We start from the raw sequence: 19,033 nt of genomic DNA, 5'->3' as shown, positions 1-19,033 counted from the left end.
CCGACATGAGCATGGACAAAAGCTTTGACGCCAAGGCCGCCGAGGCGCGGATCAGCGCGGAATGGGAACGGGCGAACGCATTCGCCGCCGGGGCAAACGCCTCGCGGTCCGAAACCTTCACCGTGATGATCCCGCCCCCGAACGTCACCGGCAGCCTGCATATCGGCCATGCCTTCAACAACACGCTGCAGGACATCCTGGTCCGCTGGCACAGGATGCGGGGCTTCGATACGCTGTGGCAGCCCGGCCAGGACCATGCGGGCATCGCGACCCAGATGGTCGTGGAACGCAAGCTCGCGTCCGAGGGCAAGCCGCCGCGCCGCGACTGGGATCGCAAGGACTTCACGGACGAGATCTGGCGGTGGAAAGGGGAATCCGGCGGCACGATCATCAACCAGCTGAGGCGGCTCGGCGCGTCCTGCGACTGGTCGCGCAACGCCTTCACCATGTCGGGCGCCCCCGGCGCGCCTGCGGGCGAGGAGGGCAACTTCCACGACGCGGTGATCCGGGTCTTCGTGGACCTGTATGACAAGGGCATCATCTATCGCGGCAAGCGGCTGGTGAACTGGGATCCCCATTTCGAGACCGCGATCAGCGACCTCGAGGTCGAGAACCGCGAGGTTCCCGGCCACATGTGGCATTTCAAATACCCGCTGGCCGGCGGCGAGACCTATGAATACGTCGAACGCGACGCCGACGGGAACGTCACGCTGCGCGAAACCCGCGATTACATCAGCATCGCCACGACGCGCCCCGAGACCATGCTGGGTGACGGCGCGGTGGCGGTCCACCCGGATGATGCGCGCTATGCTCCCATTGTCGGCAAGCTCTGTGAGATCCCGGTGGGCCCCAAGGAACACCGCCGCCTGATCCCGATCATTACCGACGAATACCCCGATCCCGACTTCGGCTCCGGCGCGGTCAAGATCACCGGGGCGCATGACTTCAACGACTATGGCGTGGCCATGCGCAACAACATCCCGCTCTATGCGCTGATGGACACCAAGGGCGCCATGCGGACGGATGGCCTGTCCTATGCCGAGTCCGCCGCCATCGCGACCCGCGCGGCAAGGGGCGAGGATGTGGGCGACGTGTCCAACGTCAACCTTGTCCCCGAGGATCTGCGCGGTCTGGACCGCCTTGAGGCGCGCAAGCGGGTGATCGACCAGATCAATGCCGAACGCCTGGCCGTCACCTTCCTGCACAAGGAAATCGACAAGGAAACCGGGGCCGAGCATCTGGAACGCCGCCCCCTGGTGGACGCAAAGCCCATCATGCAGCCTTTCGGCGATCGCTCGGGCGTGGTGATCGAGCCGATGCTGACCGACCAGTGGTTCGTGGACACGAAGCGCATCGTCGGCCCGGCGCTCGATGCCGTGCGCGACGGGCGCACCGAGATCCTGCCCGAGCAGCACAAGAAAGTCTACTTCAACTGGCTGGAAAACATCGAGCCCTGGACGATTTCCCGCCAGCTTTGGTGGGGGCACCAGATCCCGGTATGGTATGGGCTCGACCTGTCGCTGGAAGGCCAGGTCGATGATGACCATGACGGCGCCCTGGATGACGTGGAAATCTTCGCGCTGCTGGAGGAAGGCCTGGTCCATCGCGACGAGATCCACCACGCCGCAGCCAGCTTCACCGAGGTGGCCGGGCAGTTCCGAGACTCCATCGCCGCCCTGCCGCAGCCGCTGGAGATCGCCCGCATTGTCGAATGTGCCGACCGCGAAGCCGCCATCGACGCCTTCGCGCGCGGTCTGGCCGATTACAACCTCAGCCAGGATCCGACCCGGCTGGTCTATCCGGTGTGGCGCGACCCGGACGTGCTGGACACCTGGTTCTCCTCGGGCCTCTGGCCCATCGGCACGCTGGGTTGGCCCGAGCCGACGCCGGAATTGCAGAAATACTTCCCGACCGACGTGCTGGTCACGGGCTTCGACATCATCTTCTTCTGGGTTGCCCGGATGATGATGATGCAGCTCGAGGTCGTGGGCGACGTGCCCTTCCGCACCGTCTATGTCCACGGCCTCGTGCGCGACGAGAAGGGCGCGAAGATGTCGAAGTCGAAAGGCAACGTCATCGACCCCCTGTCGCTGATCGACGAATACGGCGCGGATGCGCTGCGCATGACGCTGACCGGCATGGCCGCCATGGGCCGCGACCCCAAGCTGGGGCCGAAGCATGTCGAGGGCGCACGCAACTTCGTAACGAAGATCTGGAACGCCACCCGCTTTGCCGAGATGAACGGCGTGCGCGGCGGCGGTAACCGTCCTGCCCCGCAGCACACGGTCAACCGCTGGATCATCGGCGAGGTTGCGCGGATCCGGCTGGCGACCGACGAGGCGCTGGCGACATACCGCTTCAACGACGCGGCGAATGGGCTTTACGCCTTCGTCTGGGGCAAGGTCTGCGACTGGTATGTCGAATTCGCCAAGCCGCTGTTCGACGGCGAACACGCAGATGAGACCCGCGCGACAATGGGTTGGGTGCTGGACCAGTGCTATCTGCTGCTGCACCCGATCATGCCCTTCGTGACCGAGGAGTTGTGGTCCCTGACGGGCGAGCGGCCGAAGATGCTGGTCCATGGCGACTGGCCGACCTATGGCGCCGAACTGATCGACGCCGAGGCGGATCGCCAGATGAACTGGGTGATCGCCCTGATCGAGGCGGTCCGGTCCGCCCGCGCCCAGATGGGCGTGCCTGCAGGCGCGAAGCTGGACCTGATCGTGACCGAGGCGGACGATGCTGCGCGTGCGGCGCTGACCGCCAACAGCCCGCTGATCGAGCGGCTGGCGCGGGTCAACGCGCCGGTGGATGGCGCGGCGGGCAAGGGCATGATCGCGGTCGCGGCGCAGGGGGCCAGCTTTGCGCTGCCCATCGGGGACGTGATCGACGTGGCAGCGGAAACGGCGCGGTTGCAGAAATCCGCGGCGAAGTCCGAGAAGGACGCGGATGGCCTGCGCAAGCGGCTTGGCAATCCGAAGTTCGTCGAGAATGCCGAGCCCGAGGTGATCGAGGAAACCCGCGAGAAGCTGGCTGCCCTGGATGACGACATCGCCCGGTTGAAGGCGGCGCTGGCGCAACTGGCGGCGATGTAAGCCTTTGCTGCCGGGGGCGCCTGCGGGGATCGCAGGTGCCTCCGGCGGGGGTATTTGGGCAAAGAAGAAGCGTCAGAGCGTGGAGAGCGCGCGCGGCAGGGTCTCGGCCAGGATGTCCAGTTCGGCGTCGGGGCCGCAGCTGATGCGGATGCAGCGATTGAGCGGCGCCACGCCGGGCATGCGGATGAAGACGCCCTGCTCCGCCAGCGCATCGACCAGTTGCCGCGCGAAGGCTCCGTCGCGGTGCGTGTCGAGCGCGACGAAATTGGTGGCCGATGGCAGGGCGGTCAGTTGGTTTTCCGCGCCGATGGCGGCGATGCGGTCGCGGGCGGCGGACACCTGCGCCACAACATGGGCCAGCCAGTCCTGATCCGCCAAGGCGGCAAGCGCCCCGATCTGGCTGGCGCGGTTCATGCCGAAATGGTTGCGCACCCGGTCGAAGGCCGCGATCAGGTCGGGATGGCCGATGGCATAGCCCACGCGCGCGCCCGCCATGCCGTATGCCTTGGAGAAGGTGCGCATCCGAATGACGCGCGGATCGTCGACGGCGATCTTCGGGATCGCGCTTGCTGGGGCGAATTCGGCATAGGCTTCGTCCAGGACCAGCAGCGTGCCCTCAGGAAGGTGGTCCAGCATCGCCTGAATCACAGCGCCGTCGTGCCAGCTTCCCATCGGGTTGTCGGGATTGGCCAGATAGACCAGCCGGGGGCCGACCTGCCTGGCGCGGTCGGCCAAGGCCTGCGGATCCTCGGCGTCGTTGCGGTAGGGCACCTTGTCCAAGCTGCCGCCGAAGCCCGTGACGTGGAAGTTGAAGGTCGGATAGGCCCCGTCAGAGGTCACGACGACATCGCCCGGCGCGATCGTCAGGCGGACCAGCAGGCCCAGCAGCCCGTCGATCCCTTCGCCCACGATGATGTTCTCGGGGCGGACGCCGTGATGAGTGGCAAGCGCCTGGGTCAGATCAAAGCTGGTCGGATCGCCGTATTTCCAGATCTCGCCTGCTGCCGCCTGCATCGCGGCGACCGCGCGCGGGCTGGGGCCGAAGCCGTTTTCATTCGCGCCAAGCCGGGCGGCGAAGGGGCGGCCGGACTGCCGCTCCAGCGTCTCGGGGCCGACAAAGGGGACGGTCGCGGGCAGGCCCGCCGGGATCGGGGCAAGGCGGATCATCAGAAGGCGCGGAAGGTCATCGTGGTCAGCGTGCGGCTGATATGGGGGATGTCGAACAGGCGTTCCGACAGGAAGCGCCCGACATCCTCGTCCTCGGGGATATAGACCTTGGCGATCAGGTCGTAGTCGCCCGAGGTCGAGTAAAGCTCGGACACGACCTCGCGGTCATAGATGGCCTCGGCAACCTGATAGGTCTTGCCGGGCTCGCAGCGGAACTGGACGAAGACGGGTCGCATCAAAGCCTCCTTTGCAATCGGGGACAGGTTAGACCGCCGGCGCGGCGCGGGTCCAGACCCCCTGCGCATGACCGCGCCAGAAGCGCGCCATCAGCAGCGCGGCGGCCACCGTCAGCCCCACGCAGAGGCCAAGCCACAGCCCGGCGGGGCCAAAGCCCAGCGGGAAGGCCAAGCCGTAAGCGGCGGGCATCCCCACCACCCAATAGCTGAAGCCCGCGATCCACATCGGCACCCGCGTGTCATGGACCCCGCGCAGGAAGCCAAGCGCGATCACCTGGAAGGCGTCGGTCAGCTGGAATAGCGCCGCATAGACCAGCAGCGCCGCGCCAAGTGCCACGATGGCAGGCCCGCGCGCGTCGGTCGGGTCGAGGTAGAGCCGCACAAGCCAGTCGCCCGCCAGCAGGTAGATGCTGATGGCAAGCGCGGCAAAGACCAGCGACATGCCGATCACGGTGACGGCGGCATCGCGCATCCAGGCGGCATCGCCGCGCCCCTTGGCCTGCCCCACGCGGACCGTCGCGGCATTCGACAATCCCAGATGCACCATGAAGGTGATCGAGGTAATCTGCAGCGCGATCCCGTGCGCGGCCAGTTCCTGTGTGCCGATCCAGCCCATCATGATGTTCGATCCGACGAACAGCCCGCCTTCGGCCACCAGCGTCAAACCGATGGGCCAACCCAGGCGGAACACCTGCCGCATCGCCGCGCCGTCCGGTTTCCAGAAGCGCTGGAACAGGTGATACTTGCGCGTGGCGGGCAGCCACCAGGCATAGGCCGCCAGCACCAGAAGCTGCGCGCTTTGCACGATCACGCTGGAGATGGCGGCGCCCCGCACGCCCAGTTCGGGAAAGCCCAGGTTCCCGAAGGTCAGCACCCAGATCAGCGCGATGTTCACGGGCAATCCCGCCAGCGTCACCCACATCACGACCTGCGCCCGCTCAAGCGCCGCCAGATAGGAGTTCAGCGCCAGCGCACACAGCATCGGCAGCAGGCCCCAGCCGCCGATGCGCAGGAAATCCTGCGCCAGCGCGGCCACCGTTTCCGTCTGGCCAAGCGCCAGCAGGATCGGGCCGGAAAACCAGAACAGCGGCTGGCACAGGACCGCGTGGATCGCCGACAGCCACAGCGCCATGCGCGCGCTTCGGCGGACCTCGGTTTCATCGCCGCGCGTCACGGCGGTGGCGATCAGGCCCATGACGCCGGTGCCGTAGCCCATGCCTAGGAAATACAGGATATTGATCATCGAGGTCGCGATGACCAGGGCCGCCAAGGCATCGACCCCGTACCAGCCCAGCATCACCGTGTCGCTGACATGGATGCCCATGCGCGCCAGATGGCTGCCGATCAGCGGCAGGCCCAGCGACAGGGTCGCGGCAATATGGGGAAGATAGCGGGACATGATTGCCCCTTAGCGCAGCGCGCAAGGCTTCACAATCTGCAAGTCAGCCAGACAGTTTTCCGCGCTTGTTGAAAACGCCTCAGGCCTTGCCCACGGTCACGACCCGCAACCGGCGCACCGATTTCTGGATGCGGCCCCGCACCTCGTCGGGTTCGGTGGCGACGGCCTGGATCAGCGCGCGCATGTCGCCGCGCGCGGTGTTCAACTGGTCGATCAGCGACATGACCATGGAGAGCGCATCCGCCGGCAGATCATAGAAATCGGATAGGTCGCACAGCAGTTGCAGCCGCGCCACATCCCCTTCGGTAAAGGCGGGGCCCTGCGGGGTGACGACGGGCGTGACCACATGGGCGGCCACGAAGGATTGCAGGCGTGCGGCGTCCAGATCATCCAGGATCGCCACGACCTCGGCTTCGGAATAATGACGGGCCATCCCCTTACCCTCCCGCTTTCATCCCCGCGCGCGGATCATAGGCGTGATCCTTGCGCCATTCCTCGAAGAACCGGGCCAGGCCGTCGTCCACCTTGGGCGGCATCACGACCTTCAGTTCCACCTGCTGGTCGCCCCCGTTGATGCCGCGCCCGCGCAGGCGCAGCTTTTGCCCCGTGGTGGCGCCCTTGGGGATCGTCAGGTTGACCGGACCGTCAATGGTCGGGGCCGCGACCTTGCCGCCAAGCACCGCTTCGTCGATGCTGATGGGCAGGGTCAGCAGGATGTCGTCGCCCTCGCGCCGGAAATCGGGATGGGGGGCGATGCTGACGGTCAGATAGGCGTCGCCCGCGCCCCCCTGCCCCAAGCCTTGGCCGCCCTTGCCCTTCAGCCGGATGGTCTGGCCGTCGCGCACGCCCTTGGGGATCGTGACCTCCAGGTCGCCGCCTTCCGGCAGGGTGATGCGGGTCTTGCCGCCCCGCGCGGCGGTCAGGAAATCGACCTGCAAGGAAAAGCGGTAATCCTGCCCCCGCACATGGAAGTCGCGCGGATCGTCCTGGCCGCCCCGCCCGAAGCCGCCAAAGCCGCCGCGCCGCCCGAACAGATCCGAGAAGACATCCGACAGGTCGGGATCGCCATCAAAGCCATAGCTGCGCGCGTAGGGATTGCCCGCCGCCTCGGCATGGTCGCGCCAAGCGCGGCGCTGCGGGCGCTCCTGTCCCTGGTTGTCGATTTCCCCGGCATCGAAGCGGCGGCGCTGTTCGGGATCCTTCAGCAGGTCATAGGCGGCGGTTGCCGCCTTGAAGCGCGCCGTCGCCGCCGGATCGGGGTTCAGGTCGGGATGGTCGGCCTTGGCAATCCTGCGATAGGCCTTCTTGATCTCGGCGTCAGAGGCCGATTTCGTCAGTCCCAAGGCTGCATAGGGATCGCCCGCCATCACCTGTTCCTTATTTCATCGTCCACGATCAACAAGATAAGATGCTGCCGGGTTTCATCAATAGGGCAGCGGATACTGCCTGTGCAGCCGGTCGATGGCCTTGCGCAGATCGTCGGGCAGCGGCTTGCCCAGGCCCGCGATCAGATGGTCAAGCTGGTCCATCCGGGTCGCGCCGATGATCGGGACCACCTTGAAGGGCCGCGTCACCTGCCAGGTGATGGCCATGTGGATGGCGTCCCAGCCATGATCGGCGGCCAGCCTGTGATAAGCCTCGGTCGCGGCCACCCCTTGCGGCGTCTTGCGCCCGCCCAGGTTTCCCAGGCCCCCGCTGGCCTTGTCCACCGCCGCCCGGCTGCCTTCGGGCATGGCGCCGCCGGAATACTTGCCCGTCAGCAGACCCGCGGCCAACGGGGAATAGGACAGCAGCGTCACGTCCTCATTGACTGCGGCCTCGGCCAGGTCGGTGTCGAAAAGACGATACAGCAGCGAATATTCGTTCTGGATCGCCGCCATGCGCGGGGCCTGGGTCTGGTCCGCCACATCGCACCAGCGGATCAGGCCCCAGGCGGATTCGTTCGACAGGCCCACGGCGCGGATCTTGCCTGCCTGTCGCGCATCCGACAGCGCACCCAGCACATCGGCCATGTGATCCAGCGTCTGCTGCTTCGACTGTTTCGAGGGGTCATAGGTCCAGTTCTGCCGGAATGCATAGCTACCACGCACCGGCCAGTGCATCTGGTAAAGGTCGATGCGGTCGGTCTGCAGCCGCTTCAGCGAGGCATCGATGGCGGCCATGACGATGGCGCCATCGAAGGGCGCGTTGTCGCGGACCATCTGGCTGGGGCCGGTGATCTTGGTGGCGATCTCCACGCGGTCACGCTTGCCGGTCCGCGCCAGCCAGTTGCCGATGATGGTTTCCGTCAGGCCGATCGTCTCTCGCCGGACGGGGTTTACGGGATACATCTCGGCCGTGTCGAGGAAAGTGATGCCCGCATCCAGCGCGCGGTCGATCTGGGCATGGCCCTCGGCCTCGGGCGTCTGGTTGCCGAAGGTCATGGTGCCGAGGCAGATTTCGCTGACCTCGACAGTGCTGCCGCCCAGGGTTACGCGCTTCATGGTGCATCCTTTCGTCCATCCGCGCGCACCGTAGCGATGGCGCGGCAGGGCGCAAGACTTTGACCGTGTCGGCACCTGTGCCAGACTTGCCTGGCAGGAAAGGAGGAGATGATGGTGGAGACAACTGGACCCGTGCTTCTGTCGGGGGGCAACCCGCAGATCCCGAAAGGTCATGGCGACGCGCCGGTGCGGGCCTATATCGCCGCCATGCCCGGCTGGAAGCAGGACGTCGGGCGGCGGCTGGACGAACTGATCACGGCCGCGCTGCCGGGGGTCTGCAAGGCGGTCAAGTGGAACTCTCCGTTCTACGGGATGCAGCAGGGGCTGTGGTTCCTGTCCTTCCATTGCATGACCCGATACATCAAGGTCGCCTTCTTCCGAGGCGCCGAATTGCAGCCGATGCCGCCAGTCGGATCGAAGCAGCCCCTGGTCCGCTATCTGCATGTCGCCGGGGATGGCGCCTTCGACGAGGCGCAGTTCACCGACTGGGTGGGACAGGCCAGCCGCCTGCCCGGCGAGAAGATGTGATCACGCCCGCGCGTAACCTTCGGACGCCGCGATCAACTGGCGGGTATAGTCCTGCCGCGCGGTGCCCTGGCGCAGGGCCTGCACATCCATCACCTCGACGATGCGGCCCCCCTGCATGACGGCCAGCCGGTCGCACATGTGGCCCACCACGGCCAGATCATGGCTGACCATCACATAGGTCAGCCCATGTTCGGCGCGCAGGTCGGACAGCAGGTTCAGGATTTCCGCCTGCACGCTGACATCCAGCGCGCTTGTCGGTTCGTCCAGCAGCAGCAGGCGCGGCTCAGCCGCAAGCGCGCGGGCAATGGCGACCCGCTGGCGCTGCCCGCCCGACAACTGGTGCGGATAGCGGAAGCGGAAGCCGCGACCCAAGCCCACATCGTCCAGCAGGCGGGCGATGCGGCGGTCGATGTCGTCCATGCCCTGCAGGCGCAGGGTTTCCGACAGGACCGCATCGACCGAATGGCGGGGATGGAGGCTGGCATAGGGATCCTGGAAGACCATCTGCACGGTCTTGTAGAAGGCCCGGTCGCGGCGCCGCGCCGTCAGCGGCTGGCCCGCGACCGCGATGGTGCCCGACCAGGTGTCGATCAGCCCGGCGATGGCGCGCAGGATGGTGGACTTGCCCGACCCGGATTCGCCGACAAGGCCGAAGCTTTCGCCTTGGGCCACGGTGAAGCTGGCATCCTTCACGGCGTCCACGCGGTCGGGATCGAAGCCGAACCAGACGTTTAGATGATCGACCGTCAGCATGGGCGAGACCGTTGCAAATGGGTATTTGGGCAAAGAAGAAGCATCAGAGGCCCCCCGGAAATTCGGTTTCCAGGCTTTGGGTGATCGTGTCGCCATTCCGCCAGCTGTCCTGTCGTTGCAGAACCGGCAGGCGCTCCACCGGCGCATCCAGGCGCGGCAGGCTGTTCAGCAAACCCTGGGTATAGGGATGGCGGGCCTTGTGCAGGTCGCGCGCGGCCAGCGTTTCCACGATCCGGCCCGCATACATGATCAGCACTCGGTCGCAGAACTGCGCGACAAGGTTCAGGTCGTGGCTGATGAAGATCAGGCCCATGCCCCGGTCGCGCACCAGCCGGTCCATGATGTTCAGGACCTCGGTCCTGACCGAGACATCCAGGGCCGATGTGGGCTCGTCCGCGATCAGGATTTCCGGGTCGGGTGCCAGCATCATGGCGATCATGATCCGCTGGCCCATCCCGCCCGACACCTCGTGCGGATAGGCGCCCATCACCCGCTCGGGGTCGCGGATCTGGACGGCGGCCAGCATGTCGAGCGCCTTCTGGCGGGCCGCGGACTTGGCACCGCCGGCGTGCAGGCGATAGGCCTCGACGATCTGGTCGCCGATGGTCATCACCGGGTTCAGGCTGAACTTGGGATCCTGCATGACCATGCTGATCCGGTTGCCGCGTATCTTGCGCATCCGGCGTTCCGGCAGGTTCAGGATCGACTGGCCCTCGAGGTCGAGCCGGTCGGCGGTCACCCGGCCGGGCGGTCGGACAAGCCCCAGGATGGCGCGGCCGGTCATCGACTTGCCGGACCCGGATTCGCCCACCACGCCCAAGCGTTCGCGGCCCAGGTCGAAGCTGATGCCGCGCACGGCATCAAACGTGCCCTGCCGGGTCGGGAAGGTCACGCGCAGGTTCTGGACGGACAGCAGCGTCATTCCTTGGCCCCCTTCGGATCCAGCACGTCGCGAAGCCCGTCGCCCAGCAGGTTGAAGGCCATCGAGACGATGAAGATCGCGATTCCCGGCATGGCGGCGACCCACCAGAAATCCAGGATATAGGTCCGTCCGTCCGAGATCATCGCCCCCCATTCGGGCATCGGCGGCTGCGCGCCAAGGCCCAGGAAGCCCAGGCCCGCCGCCGACAGGATGATCCCCGCCATGTCCAGCGCGACCCGCACGATCAGCGAACTGATGCAGAGCGGCCAGATATGCTTGATGAGCAGCCGCAGCGGCCCCGCCCCCTGCAGCCGGGCTGCGGCGATGAAGTCGGCGTTGCGGATGGTCAGCGTTTCCGCCCGTGCCAGACGCGCATAAGGAGGCCAGGCGGTCAGGGCCAGCGCGAGGACCGCGTTGCCGATGCTGGCGCCAAGGGCCGCGACGAAGGCCAGGGCCAGGATCAGCTTCGGGAAGGCCAGGAAGATGTCGGTGATCCGCATCAGCACCTGATCGACCCAGCCGCCCGCGAAGCCCGCCACCGTGCCGATGAACAGCCCGATGATCGGCGCGATCAGCGCCACGGTGCCGACGATGAACAGGGTGATGCGCGATCCATGGATCAGCCGCGACAGGATGTCCCGGCCAAGCGCGTCGGTGCCCAGCCAGTGTTCCGCCGAGGGCGGTTGCAGCCGGTTCGCAAGGTTCTGCGAGAAGGGGCTTTGCGGCGACAGCCAGGGGGCGAAGATCGCCATGCCGATCAGCAGGACCAGCACGATCAGCCCCAGCATCGCCAGCTTGTTGCCCCGGAAGGTCAGCCAGCCCTGATACAGCGCCCCCATCCGCGCCTGCCGGCGGGTCTGGGGGGCGTCGGACAGAAGCCATTCGCGTCTGGTCTGGTTCATTTCGATCTCGGGTCCAGGACGCGATACAGGATGTCGCTGAACAGGTTCAAAGCCACGAAGCAGGTGCCGACGACGACGGTGCCGCCAAGGACCGCGTTCATGTCGCCCGACAGCAGCGCTTTGGTGATGTATTGGCCAAGGCCGGGCCAGGAAAAGATGATCTCGGTCAGGACCGATCCTTCCAGCAGCGATCCGAAGGACAGCGCGATCACGGTGATCAGCGGGATGCGGATGTTGCGGAAGGCGTGGCGCCAGATCACCGCGCGTTCGGACAGGCCCTTGACGCGGGCGGTGGTGATGTATTCGGCCGAAAGCTGTTCCAGCATGAAGCTGCGGGTCATGCGGCTGATATAAGCAAGGCTGAAATAGCCCAGCAGGCTGGCGGGCAGGATGATGTGGGAAAACGCGTCCTTGAAGGCGCCCCAGTCGCCCGCGATCAGCGAATCGACCAGGATCAGCCCGGTGACGGTCGGGATCATGCCGTCATAGATGATCCCCTGCCGCCCCGGCCCGCCGACCCAGCCGAGGATGCCGTAGAAGACCAGCAGCCCCATCAAACCCAGCCAGAAGATCGGCATGGAATAACCCACAAGCGCCACCACGCGGGCGACCTGATCGACCACTCCGCCCCGCCGCGCGGCGGCGATGACACCCAGCGGCACGCCGATCAGCACGCCGATCAGCGTCCCCAGGGTCGCCAGTTCGAAGGTCGCGGGAAAGACGCGCTTGATGTCGTCCACCACAAGCTGCCCGGTGGAAATGGACCGCCCGAAATCGCCGGTCAGCACATCGCCCAGATAGCGCGCGAACTGCACGTAAAGCGGCCGGTCCAGACCCATGGCCTGATAGGCCGCGTCATATTGCGCCTGGGATGCGCGGTCGCCCACCACCTTCAGCACCGGGTCGATGGGCATGACCCGGCCGATGATGAAGGTGACCAGCAGCAGGCCCAGCATCGTCAGGACCAGCGACAGGATCGTGCCACTGACGCTGCGCGCACGGCGGCGGCGGGCGGCGGCGCGATGGTTCGGCGCCGGGGGGTTCGGCGCGGGGGGCGGAGCCACCCCCCGGCCAGCGGTGTCGGTATCGGATACGGCCAAGCCTTATTCGCCCTTCGTGACCTGCCGATACATGACCGAGGTCACGGATCCGCCGGAATTCCAGTTCTGCACGTTGTCGCGCAGGCCCGTGTTCTCGACCCGCTGGAACAGCGGCACGATCGGAGCCTCGGCCTGATACTGCTTCTGGATGTCGATATACATCTGCGCGCGCTTGTCGCCGTCCTGTTCCAGCGTCGCGGCCAGGGTGGCCTCGTTCATCGCCTCGGGCACGGCATAGGCGTTGCGCCAGGCCAGAAGGCCGGTGGCCTGCGCCTCGTCGCTGTTGTCGGGGTTATAGGCGAAGGTCGCGGCATTGGTGTTCGGGTCGGAATAATCCGGGCCCCATTCGCCCAGGAAGATCGGCACGTCGCGGGCGCGATAGGCGTCCAGAACCTGCGCGCCGGTCATCTGCTGGATTTCCAGGGTCAGCCCGGCCTCGGCCATCGACGCCTGCAGGGCCTGGGCCACGTCCACATATTCGCGCAGGTCGCGGACCTTGGTGGTGATGGTCTTGCCGGACATCCCCGCCTCATCGATCAGCGCCTTGGCCTTGGCCACGTCATGGGTCCAGGGCATGTCCTCCAGCGCGCCAAGATAGCCCTTGGGCAGGAAGGACTGGTGCGGCACGAAGGTGCCCTTCAGGAAGCTGTTGGCGATGCCGTCGTAATCGACAAGGTATTTCATCGCCTCGACGACCTTCGGGTTCGACAGCACGGGATCCTTCTGGTTCAGGCCCATGTAAAGGATGCGGCCGCGCGGTTCGTCCTGGATCTTCACGCCTTCCACCGAGCCGATGGAGTCAACATCCGTGGGCGACAGGTTGCGGGCGGCATCGATGTCGCCCTGTTCCAGCAGCAGCCGCTGCGCGCTGGATTCGGCGACGTTGCGGACCACCACGCGCTTCATCGCGGGGGCGCCCTGGTAATAATCGTCGTAGGCGGTGAACTGCACGGCTTCGTTCGGGCGCCAGGCGGCCAGGACATAGGGGCCGGATCCGGCCTCGTTGGTGTTCAGCCAGGTGTTGCCCAGATCGTCGCCCTGCACATTGGCCATGACCGTTTCCTTGTCCACCACGCTGGCCACGTTGGCGGTCAGGCAGTTCAGCACGAAGGTCGGCGCATAGGGCTTGTCCATGTGCAGGGTCAGGCTGGTGTCGTCGAAGGTGATCTTTTCCTCGACATTGTCGGCCGTGAAGCCGAACTGGGTCAGGATGAAGGCCGGGGTCTTGTCCAGCTTGACCGCGCGCTGCAGCGACCAGGCGGCGTCCTCGGCCCGGACGGGGTTGCCGGAATGGAAGGTCACGCCCTGGCGCATCTTGAAGGTGATGGACAGCCCGTCCTCGCTGACCTCCCAGCTTTCGGCGAGCGACGGCTTGAACCCCGCGCCCATGTCCAGCGGATCGAAATCGACCAGCCGGTCATAGGTGTTCTGGTTCACGTCGTTGCCCGAGAACTCGAAGCTCTGCGCGGGGTCCAGGCTGATGATGTCGTCGATGGCGGCGGCCACGACCAGCGTGTCGGCGGGCGTTTCGGCCCAGGCCGCGGGCGCGATAGCAAGGGCCGATGCCAGCAGGATCGCGCGCGGGGTCAATAGATGTTTCATGATGCTATCCCTGTTTCCGTCATCCCACGTTGAGCGCGGGTTTGCATAACGGGCAGCGTGGCGCAAGGCGGGCCGGGTGGCAAGCCCTTGAAAATCAGCGATGCCGCAACGTCCGGTTGAAGGCCCTCAACCAATGATGCGCATCAAAGCCTGGCGGGGGTGCGGCGGCATAAAGCTGGCGGTCCAGATCGGACAGCAGCGCGGGCGCGGGCTGGCCCCGCCAGCGCAGGTGCCGGTCGGCGGCGGCGCGCAGGGCCGGCAGGTCGCCCGTGGCGGCGGCCCGGCGCATGGCCCGCGCATGGGGGCCGGGCCGCAGGCGGCGCAACCGGCGCCGCAATGCCCCGGCAGGCAGCAGCCCCTGCCCTTGCAGCATCAGGGCCAGGGATGCGGCCATGCCCCCGCCCATGGCCAGGGCGGCAAGGGGCCAGTTGCGCCAGGCCACCTGCCGGGCGCCGAAGTTCGACCCGAAGCCCGCGAAGCCGAAGGGGATCGGCTTCAGCGGCGCCACCTCGACCTGGCGGCTGCCGGTGTCGAACCAGGAAAACGCCTCGGCGTGAAGGATGGCGGGCTCGCCGGTCCTGGGGCGCAGCTGCCATTCCCAGACCACGCGGGCGACCGGCCCCGCCTCGGTCAGCACGGTTTCGCGCTGTTCGGGCTGGGTGAAGCTGATCAGCCAGGGCTCGGACAGGTCGGGACGGGCGGGCAGCTGGTGGGCCAGCGTGCCAAGCGCCTCGATGGTGACGCGGCGGGTCAGGATCTCGTCCTTTTGCAGCGTGCCGGGGTCGGAGGAGAGTTCGTCCGTCAGGGTCAGCTGTCGGGCCGACAGCGGCGGCGCATCGGCGGGGAAAGGCCGCACGGCAAGGGTGAACGGCGCGGCGGTGACGGTGGTTTCCGCCCGCTTTCCGTTTGCGGTGACATAGGTCAGCTTGTGGCTGATGGGGCCGACCGTCAGCGCGCCTTCGCGGCGGGGAAACAGCGCGATCCTGCGTTCGAAGATTTGCAGAAGCCGCCCCTGCACGCGTTCCTTGTGCCAGTCGTCCCGCGCGATCTGGATCCAGTCGTAGTCGGGCGAGTTCGGAAACTCCATCTTCTCAAGCGAGACGGTCAGGTCGTATTCGCCCCGGATGGTCAGTTCGACCATTTCCGACACGACCGGATTGCCGTGGTCGTGCAGGATCATCAGCCGGGTGTCGCCCTGCGCCAGGGCCGCCGCCGCCAGGACCAGCCAGATCAGGACGGCACGGATCACCATGGGTCGCCCTCCTCGGGCCGGATCAGGCCAAGGCGGGCGCGGCGGTCGAATTCGGCGCGGATGCGCAGCTTCAGGAACTCGCCCGGATCGTCGGTGATCGTGTCCAGCCACTGGTCGGTCGCGGCCAGGCCCTTGGCGTCCAGCCGCTTTTCCCATTCCGGCCCCGAGGCATTGGCCAGCAGCGCCGAGATCGGCACATCCCCCGCCTCCATCCCGCCCGCCCCCTTGATCCGGCCCGGCGCGGTGGACTCGCCCTGATGCGGCGGAACCATCGCGGCCACCAGATCGCGGTTCGCCCGCGCCTGTTCGTCGGCGGGATTGGCAAACAGCATCGCGTCGAAATAGGCGACCGACAGCGGGTAATCCCCCACAGCCGCCAGCGACAGCCCACGGTTATAGGTTTGCGACCGCCCCGCCTTGGCAAAGGCCGCATCGGCGGCGGGATAGTCGCCCAGGCGGTACAGCGCCACGCCCTGCGCCGCCGGGTCGTCCAGCAGGGCGGCGGCGGGGCGGTCAAGCCCAGCATGAAGCGCAAGGCGGCCAAGCGCTTCGGGACCTGCGACCGCCAGCGCGGCAAGGGCTGCCAGGGCGATCAGCGCGGGCTTCATTCCTGCCTCCGCAGCATGACCAGCAGGGGTGGCAGGGCCAGCAGCGCCAGCCAAGGACCAAAGTCGCGGTATTGCAGCGCCTGAAGGACCGGATCGCGGGTCGATCCGCCGCTGCGGGCCAGCCGGGCGGCCAGGGTGTCGATATCCTCCCACCCCATCACCGTTCCGCCGCGCACCAGCCGGTCCAGCGCATCCCCCGGCGCGGCAGGGGCTTCGGGCGCGCGCCCGTCAAGCCGCAGCGCGGAAATCCGCACGCCCTGACCCGCCAGCCGGTCGGCCTCGGCCACGGCCTGCCGGTCCACCCCGCCCCCGTCCGAGATCAGCACCAGATCGGCGCGCGGCAGCCCGGCCAACATCTGCGCGGCCATGCCGATGGCGGCGGCGGGGCGCGAGCCCTTGCCCGGCATGGTATCGCCGTCCAGAACGCCGATCTGCGTCTGCAAGGTGGCGATGTCCAGCGTCGGCGCGGATGCGGTGAAGGCCTCGCCGCCGTAAAGGATCAGCCCCACGGGACGCCCCGACAGGCCCTGCGCCAGCCCCGCCGCCGCCAGCTTGGCCTGGTCCAGCCCCGCCCCCTGCGCGACCGAGGGCGACAGATCCACCGCCAGCACCACCGCATCGGCCTGCGCCAGCACCGGGGCATCGGTGCGGGGAAGCGCGGGCCCGGCCATGGCCCCGATCAGCAGCGCCAGCGCGCCGGGCGCCAGCAGCCGTTGCCACAGCGGTTGCCGCCCGCCCAGATGCCCCAGCGCCTGCATCGCGTGCAGCATGTCGCGGGGCATGACCCGTTCCCATCCCCCCGCATCGGGCAGCCGCGTCAGCCGCAGCAGGACCAGTCCCGCCAGCGGTAGCCATGCCAGCAGCCACAGGGGGCGCAGCAGGATCAGCCCGTCCATCCGCGCCGCCCCCCCGCGATCAGGAACAGGCACAGCGCGGCAACGCTGGCGGGCCAGATCCACAACGGCTGCCACAGCCGCATGGGCGGGCGGGCCGAGGGGTTCGGCTCCAGCGCATCGAGGCTGCGGGCCATGGCCTCCAGGTCGGCGGCGTCGCGGACCCGGAAGCTTTCGCCGCCTGATACCTCGGCCACGGCGCGCAGGGTCGCCACATCCACCGCGTCGCGCGATCGGGGCTGGTTTTCCAGATCCTCGGGGCCGAGGGCGATGGAATGGACGCGGATGCCGTGGTCATGGGCCAGCCGCGCGGCCTCGACCGCGGGCACGCTGCCCGAGGTATCGACCCCGTCCGACAACAGCACGATCACGCGGGTCGGCGCGTCGCTGCGCGCCAGCCGCTTGGCGGCAAGGCCGAGCCCGTCCGAGATTGCCGTGCCGCGCCCGGATATGCCGATCTGCGCCTCGTCGATGGCGCGGGCGACGGCCTCCACGTCGAAGGTCAGGGGGGCCGCGAAATAGGCGCGCTCGCCAAAGATCACCAGCCCGATCCGGTCGCCCCGGCGCGCCGCGACAAAGGCCGATGCCGTCCGCTTTACCGCGTCCAGGCGCGTGACCGGCTGGCCGTCCAGGAAGAAATCCTCTTTCAACATGCTGCCCGACAGGTCGATGACCAGCACGATGTCGCGTCCGGATGCCGGGATCACGTCCCCCGCGACCTCGACGCGCGGCCCGGCCAGGGCCAGGACCAGGGCGAGCCAGGCCAGCCCCGCCAGCCAGGGCCCGCTGCGCCGTGCCGCATGGGCCGGTTCGGCCGCGCGCAGCAGATGCGCGGGCAGGCGCAGCGCGGGTCGCGGCACCGCCATCGGCGGCAACAGGCGCCGCAGCAGCAACGGCAGGGGCAAAAGCAGCAGCAGCCAGGGCCAGGCGAGGCTCACCGGCGACCCCGTCGCAGCGCGATCTTCTCGATGGCGTCGTCGTCGGGCGCAGGCACCGCGCCATAGGCGGCGGCCCGCAGCGGCTCCGGCAGGCGGCCCAGGATGCGGGCGATGGCGAGGATGCGCGCTTCGGGCGCCATCCCGCGCGTGGCCCGGATCAGCGCACGGCGCGAGGGCTTGCGCCCCATCAGCGGGCGCAGCGCCAGCGCGATGAGCCACCCCGCCAGCAGGCCGAGCGCGGCAAGCGCCAGCATTTCGCGCCAGCCCAGGGCCGCCATGTCCAGCGGCAGGCGTGGCGGGGACAGTTGCGCCAGCAGTTCGTCGCGCCTCACGGCATGACCTCGATCACCGTCGCGCCAAGCGCGCGCAGCCGGGAAAGGTCGGCGGCAAGGTCGGGGGCCGACAGGCGGGCGATGCGGCTGTGGCTTCCATCGCTGACGGCCAGCGGGCCGCGCGGGGGCTGCAATTCGGCCTCGTCCATTATCAGCGCCAGCGTCAGGGCGCGGCGGCGGGCCAGGGCCACCAGGGCATCCTGGGATCCCTGCCAGCCGTCCGGGCCAGTAGCGATCAGTACCCGCCCACCCGATGGCGACAGGCGCATGGCGCGGGCCAGCCCTTCGGCCAGGGGGGCGTCGGCGGGGGCGGACAGGGCCTCGTCATGCTGGCGGGCCATGGCGCGGCAGATCGCGGCCATGTGGCCTTCGCCGCCGCCTCCGGCCAGATCGGTTGGCCGGTTGCCCGCCATCATCAGCAGCGCGACCGACCCGCCGCGCCCGGCCACGCGCCAGCCTGCCTGCGCCAGGTGCCGCGCCGCACGGACCGAGCGCAGCGCCGCGCCCGTGCCCCACAGCATCGGCGTGCGGAAGTCGGCGACCAGCAGGATCGTGTCGTCGCGATCCTCGTGCAGGCTGCGGATATGGGGATGGCCGGTGCGCGCGGTCGCCGCCGGATCCAGGCGGCGCGGATCGTCGCCCGCGACATAGGCGCGGATTTCGCGCAGATCCATGCCCCCGCCCGCCGTCCGGGCAGGAACGGCCCCCGCGCGCCGGGTCAGGGGCCGGTGCCTGCCCCGGCTGGGGGCCTGATCGCGCAGCCCCATCAGGTCGGCGGCGGTCAGGCGGATGCCCGGCGCATCCGGCAGGCCGGCGGGCAAGG

The 19,033-nt window shown here is 68.0% G+C and carries 19 protein-coding genes; 2 read left to right on the top strand and 17 right to left on the bottom strand.

From position 1 onward, the window contains the following. Positions 1 to 5 precede the first annotated feature (5 nt). Positions 6 to 3,095, top strand: a complete 3,090-nt coding sequence (locus AAIL68_RS01405; RefSeq protein WP_347137699.1) for a valine--tRNA ligase — start codon at positions 6 to 8, stop codon at positions 3,093 to 3,095. A 72-nt stretch (positions 3,096 to 3,167) separates the two neighbouring features. Here AAIL68_RS01405 and AAIL68_RS01400 read toward each other — a convergent pair whose 3' ends face one another. From AAIL68_RS01400 to AAIL68_RS01375, 6 genes are all read right to left on the bottom strand, one after another. Beyond that, positions 3,168 to 4,262 carry a pyridoxal phosphate-dependent aminotransferase gene (locus AAIL68_RS01400; RefSeq protein WP_347137698.1) on the bottom strand — a complete coding sequence of 365 codons (1,095 nt, stop codon included), beginning with the start codon at positions 4,260 to 4,262 and terminating at the stop codon, positions 3,168 to 3,170. Further along, positions 4,262 to 4,498, bottom strand: coding sequence for an Lrp/AsnC ligand binding domain-containing protein (locus tag AAIL68_RS01395; RefSeq protein ID WP_347137697.1), 237 nt, complete (start codon positions 4,496 to 4,498; stop codon positions 4,262 to 4,264). The genes AAIL68_RS01400 and AAIL68_RS01395 overlap by 1 nt, the downstream gene beginning before the upstream one ends. A 28-nt stretch (positions 4,499 to 4,526) precedes the next feature. Continuing rightward, the gene (locus tag AAIL68_RS01390; RefSeq protein WP_347137696.1) at positions 4,527 to 5,897 is read right to left on the bottom strand and encodes an MATE family efflux transporter; all 1,371 of its coding nucleotides are present in this window, start codon (positions 5,895 to 5,897) and stop codon (positions 4,527 to 4,529) included. A gap of 79 nt (positions 5,898 to 5,976) precedes the next feature. Then, on the bottom strand, positions 5,977 to 6,330 hold the full coding sequence (locus AAIL68_RS01385) for a hypothetical protein (protein ID WP_347137695.1): 354 nt from the start codon (positions 6,328 to 6,330) through the stop codon (positions 5,977 to 5,979). Positions 6,331 to 6,334: 4 nt separating this feature from the next. Then, complete coding sequence (locus AAIL68_RS01380) at positions 6,335 to 7,264, bottom strand: DnaJ C-terminal domain-containing protein (RefSeq protein WP_347137694.1); 930 nt, start codon at positions 7,262 to 7,264, stop codon at positions 6,335 to 6,337. A 57-nt stretch (positions 7,265 to 7,321) separates the two neighbouring features. Continuing rightward, positions 7,322 to 8,380, bottom strand: a complete 1,059-nt coding sequence (locus AAIL68_RS01375; protein ID WP_347137693.1) for an aldo/keto reductase — start codon at positions 8,378 to 8,380, stop codon at positions 7,322 to 7,324. 108 nt (positions 8,381 to 8,488) lie between these two features. Between AAIL68_RS01375 and AAIL68_RS01370 the strand changes: the two genes are divergently transcribed. Beyond that, positions 8,489 to 8,908, top strand: a complete 420-nt coding sequence (locus AAIL68_RS01370; RefSeq protein WP_347137692.1) for a DUF1801 domain-containing protein — start codon at positions 8,489 to 8,491, stop codon at positions 8,906 to 8,908. Here AAIL68_RS01370 and AAIL68_RS01365 read toward each other — a convergent pair whose 3' ends face one another. From AAIL68_RS01365 to AAIL68_RS01315, 11 genes are all read right to left on the bottom strand, one after another. Next, positions 8,909 to 9,661 (bottom strand): ABC transporter ATP-binding protein, encoded by a 753-nt coding sequence (locus tag AAIL68_RS01365; protein WP_347137691.1) that lies wholly within the window; start codon positions 9,659 to 9,661, stop codon positions 8,909 to 8,911. It abuts the gene before it with no gap. 43 nt (positions 9,662 to 9,704) lie between these two features. Next, positions 9,705 to 10,583, bottom strand: a complete 879-nt coding sequence (locus tag AAIL68_RS01360) for an ABC transporter ATP-binding protein (RefSeq protein ID WP_347137690.1) — start codon at positions 10,581 to 10,583, stop codon at positions 9,705 to 9,707. Next, positions 10,580 to 11,485, bottom strand: a complete 906-nt coding sequence (gene nikC / locus AAIL68_RS01355) for a nickel transporter permease (RefSeq protein ID WP_347137689.1) — start codon at positions 11,483 to 11,485, stop codon at positions 10,580 to 10,582. The genes AAIL68_RS01360 and nikC overlap by 4 nt, the downstream gene beginning before the upstream one ends. Further along, complete coding sequence (locus tag AAIL68_RS01350; protein WP_347137775.1) at positions 11,482 to 12,462, bottom strand: ABC transporter permease; 981 nt, start codon at positions 12,460 to 12,462, stop codon at positions 11,482 to 11,484. Before AAIL68_RS01350 ends, nikC begins: the two co-directional genes overlap by 4 nt. A 126-nt stretch (positions 12,463 to 12,588) precedes the next feature. Further along, entirely contained in the window at positions 12,589 to 14,187 is a 1,599-nt protein-coding gene (locus AAIL68_RS01345; RefSeq protein WP_347137688.1) for an ABC transporter substrate-binding protein, read from the bottom strand. Positions 14,188 to 14,281: 94 nt separating this feature from the next. Next, a complete protein-coding gene (locus tag AAIL68_RS01340) occupies positions 14,282 to 15,439 on the bottom strand; it encodes a hypothetical protein (protein WP_347137687.1) in 1,158 nt (385 codons plus the stop codon). Beyond that, positions 15,433 to 16,047, bottom strand: coding sequence for a hypothetical protein (locus AAIL68_RS01335; RefSeq protein ID WP_347137686.1), 615 nt, complete (start codon positions 16,045 to 16,047; stop codon positions 15,433 to 15,435). The genes AAIL68_RS01340 and AAIL68_RS01335 overlap by 7 nt, the downstream gene beginning before the upstream one ends. Further along, complete coding sequence (locus AAIL68_RS01330; RefSeq protein WP_347137685.1) at positions 16,044 to 16,943, bottom strand: VWA domain-containing protein; 900 nt, start codon at positions 16,941 to 16,943, stop codon at positions 16,044 to 16,046. The genes AAIL68_RS01335 and AAIL68_RS01330 overlap by 4 nt, the downstream gene beginning before the upstream one ends. Next, positions 16,931 to 17,878 (bottom strand): VWA domain-containing protein, encoded by a 948-nt coding sequence (locus tag AAIL68_RS01325; protein ID WP_347137684.1) that lies wholly within the window; start codon positions 17,876 to 17,878, stop codon positions 16,931 to 16,933. The genes AAIL68_RS01330 and AAIL68_RS01325 overlap by 13 nt, the downstream gene beginning before the upstream one ends. After that, positions 17,875 to 18,210 (bottom strand): hypothetical protein, encoded by a 336-nt coding sequence (locus tag AAIL68_RS01320; RefSeq protein WP_347137683.1) that lies wholly within the window; start codon positions 18,208 to 18,210, stop codon positions 17,875 to 17,877. Before AAIL68_RS01320 ends, AAIL68_RS01325 begins: the two co-directional genes overlap by 4 nt. Further along, positions 18,207 to 19,031, bottom strand: a complete 825-nt coding sequence (locus tag AAIL68_RS01315) for a DUF58 domain-containing protein (RefSeq protein ID WP_347137682.1) — start codon at positions 19,029 to 19,031, stop codon at positions 18,207 to 18,209. The genes AAIL68_RS01320 and AAIL68_RS01315 overlap by 4 nt, the downstream gene beginning before the upstream one ends. Positions 19,032 to 19,033 lie beyond the last annotated feature (2 nt).

The organism is Paracoccus sp. SSK6, assembly GCF_039770665.1.
GTDB lineage: Bacteria > Pseudomonadota > Alphaproteobacteria > Rhodobacterales > Rhodobacteraceae > Paracoccus.
Note: the sequence above shows the minus strand (reverse complement) of the source record. Positions and strands in the feature narration are given on the sequence as shown.

Excerpts from the sequence above, each read along its gene's own strand:
- AAIL68_RS01390 (WP_347137696.1), bottom strand. The coding sequence starts at position 5,897 with ATGTCCCGCTATCTTCCCCATATTGCCGCGACCCTGTCGCTGGGCCTG.
- AAIL68_RS01360 (WP_347137690.1), bottom strand. The coding sequence starts at position 10,583 with ATGACGCTGCTGTCCGTCCAGAACCTGCGCGTGACCTTCCCGACCCGG.
- AAIL68_RS01335 (WP_347137686.1), bottom strand. The coding sequence starts at position 16,047 with ATGAAGCCCGCGCTGATCGCCCTGGCAGCCCTTGCCGCGCTGGCGGTC.
- AAIL68_RS01400 (WP_347137698.1), bottom strand. The coding sequence starts at position 4,262 with ATGATCCGCCTTGCCCCGATCCCGGCGGGCCTGCCCGCGACCGTCCCC.
- AAIL68_RS01375 (WP_347137693.1), bottom strand. The coding sequence starts at position 8,380 with ATGAAGCGCGTAACCCTGGGCGGCAGCACTGTCGAGGTCAGCGAAATC.
- AAIL68_RS01395 (WP_347137697.1), bottom strand. The coding sequence starts at position 4,498 with ATGCGACCCGTCTTCGTCCAGTTCCGCTGCGAGCCCGGCAAGACCTAT.
- AAIL68_RS01345 (WP_347137688.1), bottom strand. The coding sequence starts at position 14,187 with ATGAAACATCTATTGACCCCGCGCGCGATCCTGCTGGCATCGGCCCTT.
- AAIL68_RS01340 (WP_347137687.1), bottom strand. The coding sequence starts at position 15,439 with ATGGTGATCCGTGCCGTCCTGATCTGGCTGGTCCTGGCGGCGGCGGCC.
- AAIL68_RS01405 (WP_347137699.1), top strand. The coding sequence starts at position 6 with ATGAGCATGGACAAAAGCTTTGACGCCAAGGCCGCCGAGGCGCGGATC.
- nikC (WP_347137689.1), bottom strand. The coding sequence starts at position 11,485 with ATGAACCAGACCAGACGCGAATGGCTTCTGTCCGACGCCCCCCAGACC.
- AAIL68_RS01330 (WP_347137685.1), bottom strand. The coding sequence starts at position 16,943 with ATGGACGGGCTGATCCTGCTGCGCCCCCTGTGGCTGCTGGCATGGCTA.
- AAIL68_RS01370 (WP_347137692.1), top strand. The coding sequence starts at position 8,489 with ATGATGGTGGAGACAACTGGACCCGTGCTTCTGTCGGGGGGCAACCCG.
- AAIL68_RS01365 (WP_347137691.1), bottom strand. The coding sequence starts at position 9,661 with ATGCTGACGGTCGATCATCTAAACGTCTGGTTCGGCTTCGATCCCGAC.
- AAIL68_RS01385 (WP_347137695.1), bottom strand. The coding sequence starts at position 6,330 with ATGGCCCGTCATTATTCCGAAGCCGAGGTCGTGGCGATCCTGGATGAT.
- AAIL68_RS01380 (WP_347137694.1), bottom strand. The coding sequence starts at position 7,264 with ATGGCGGGCGATCCCTATGCAGCCTTGGGACTGACGAAATCGGCCTCT.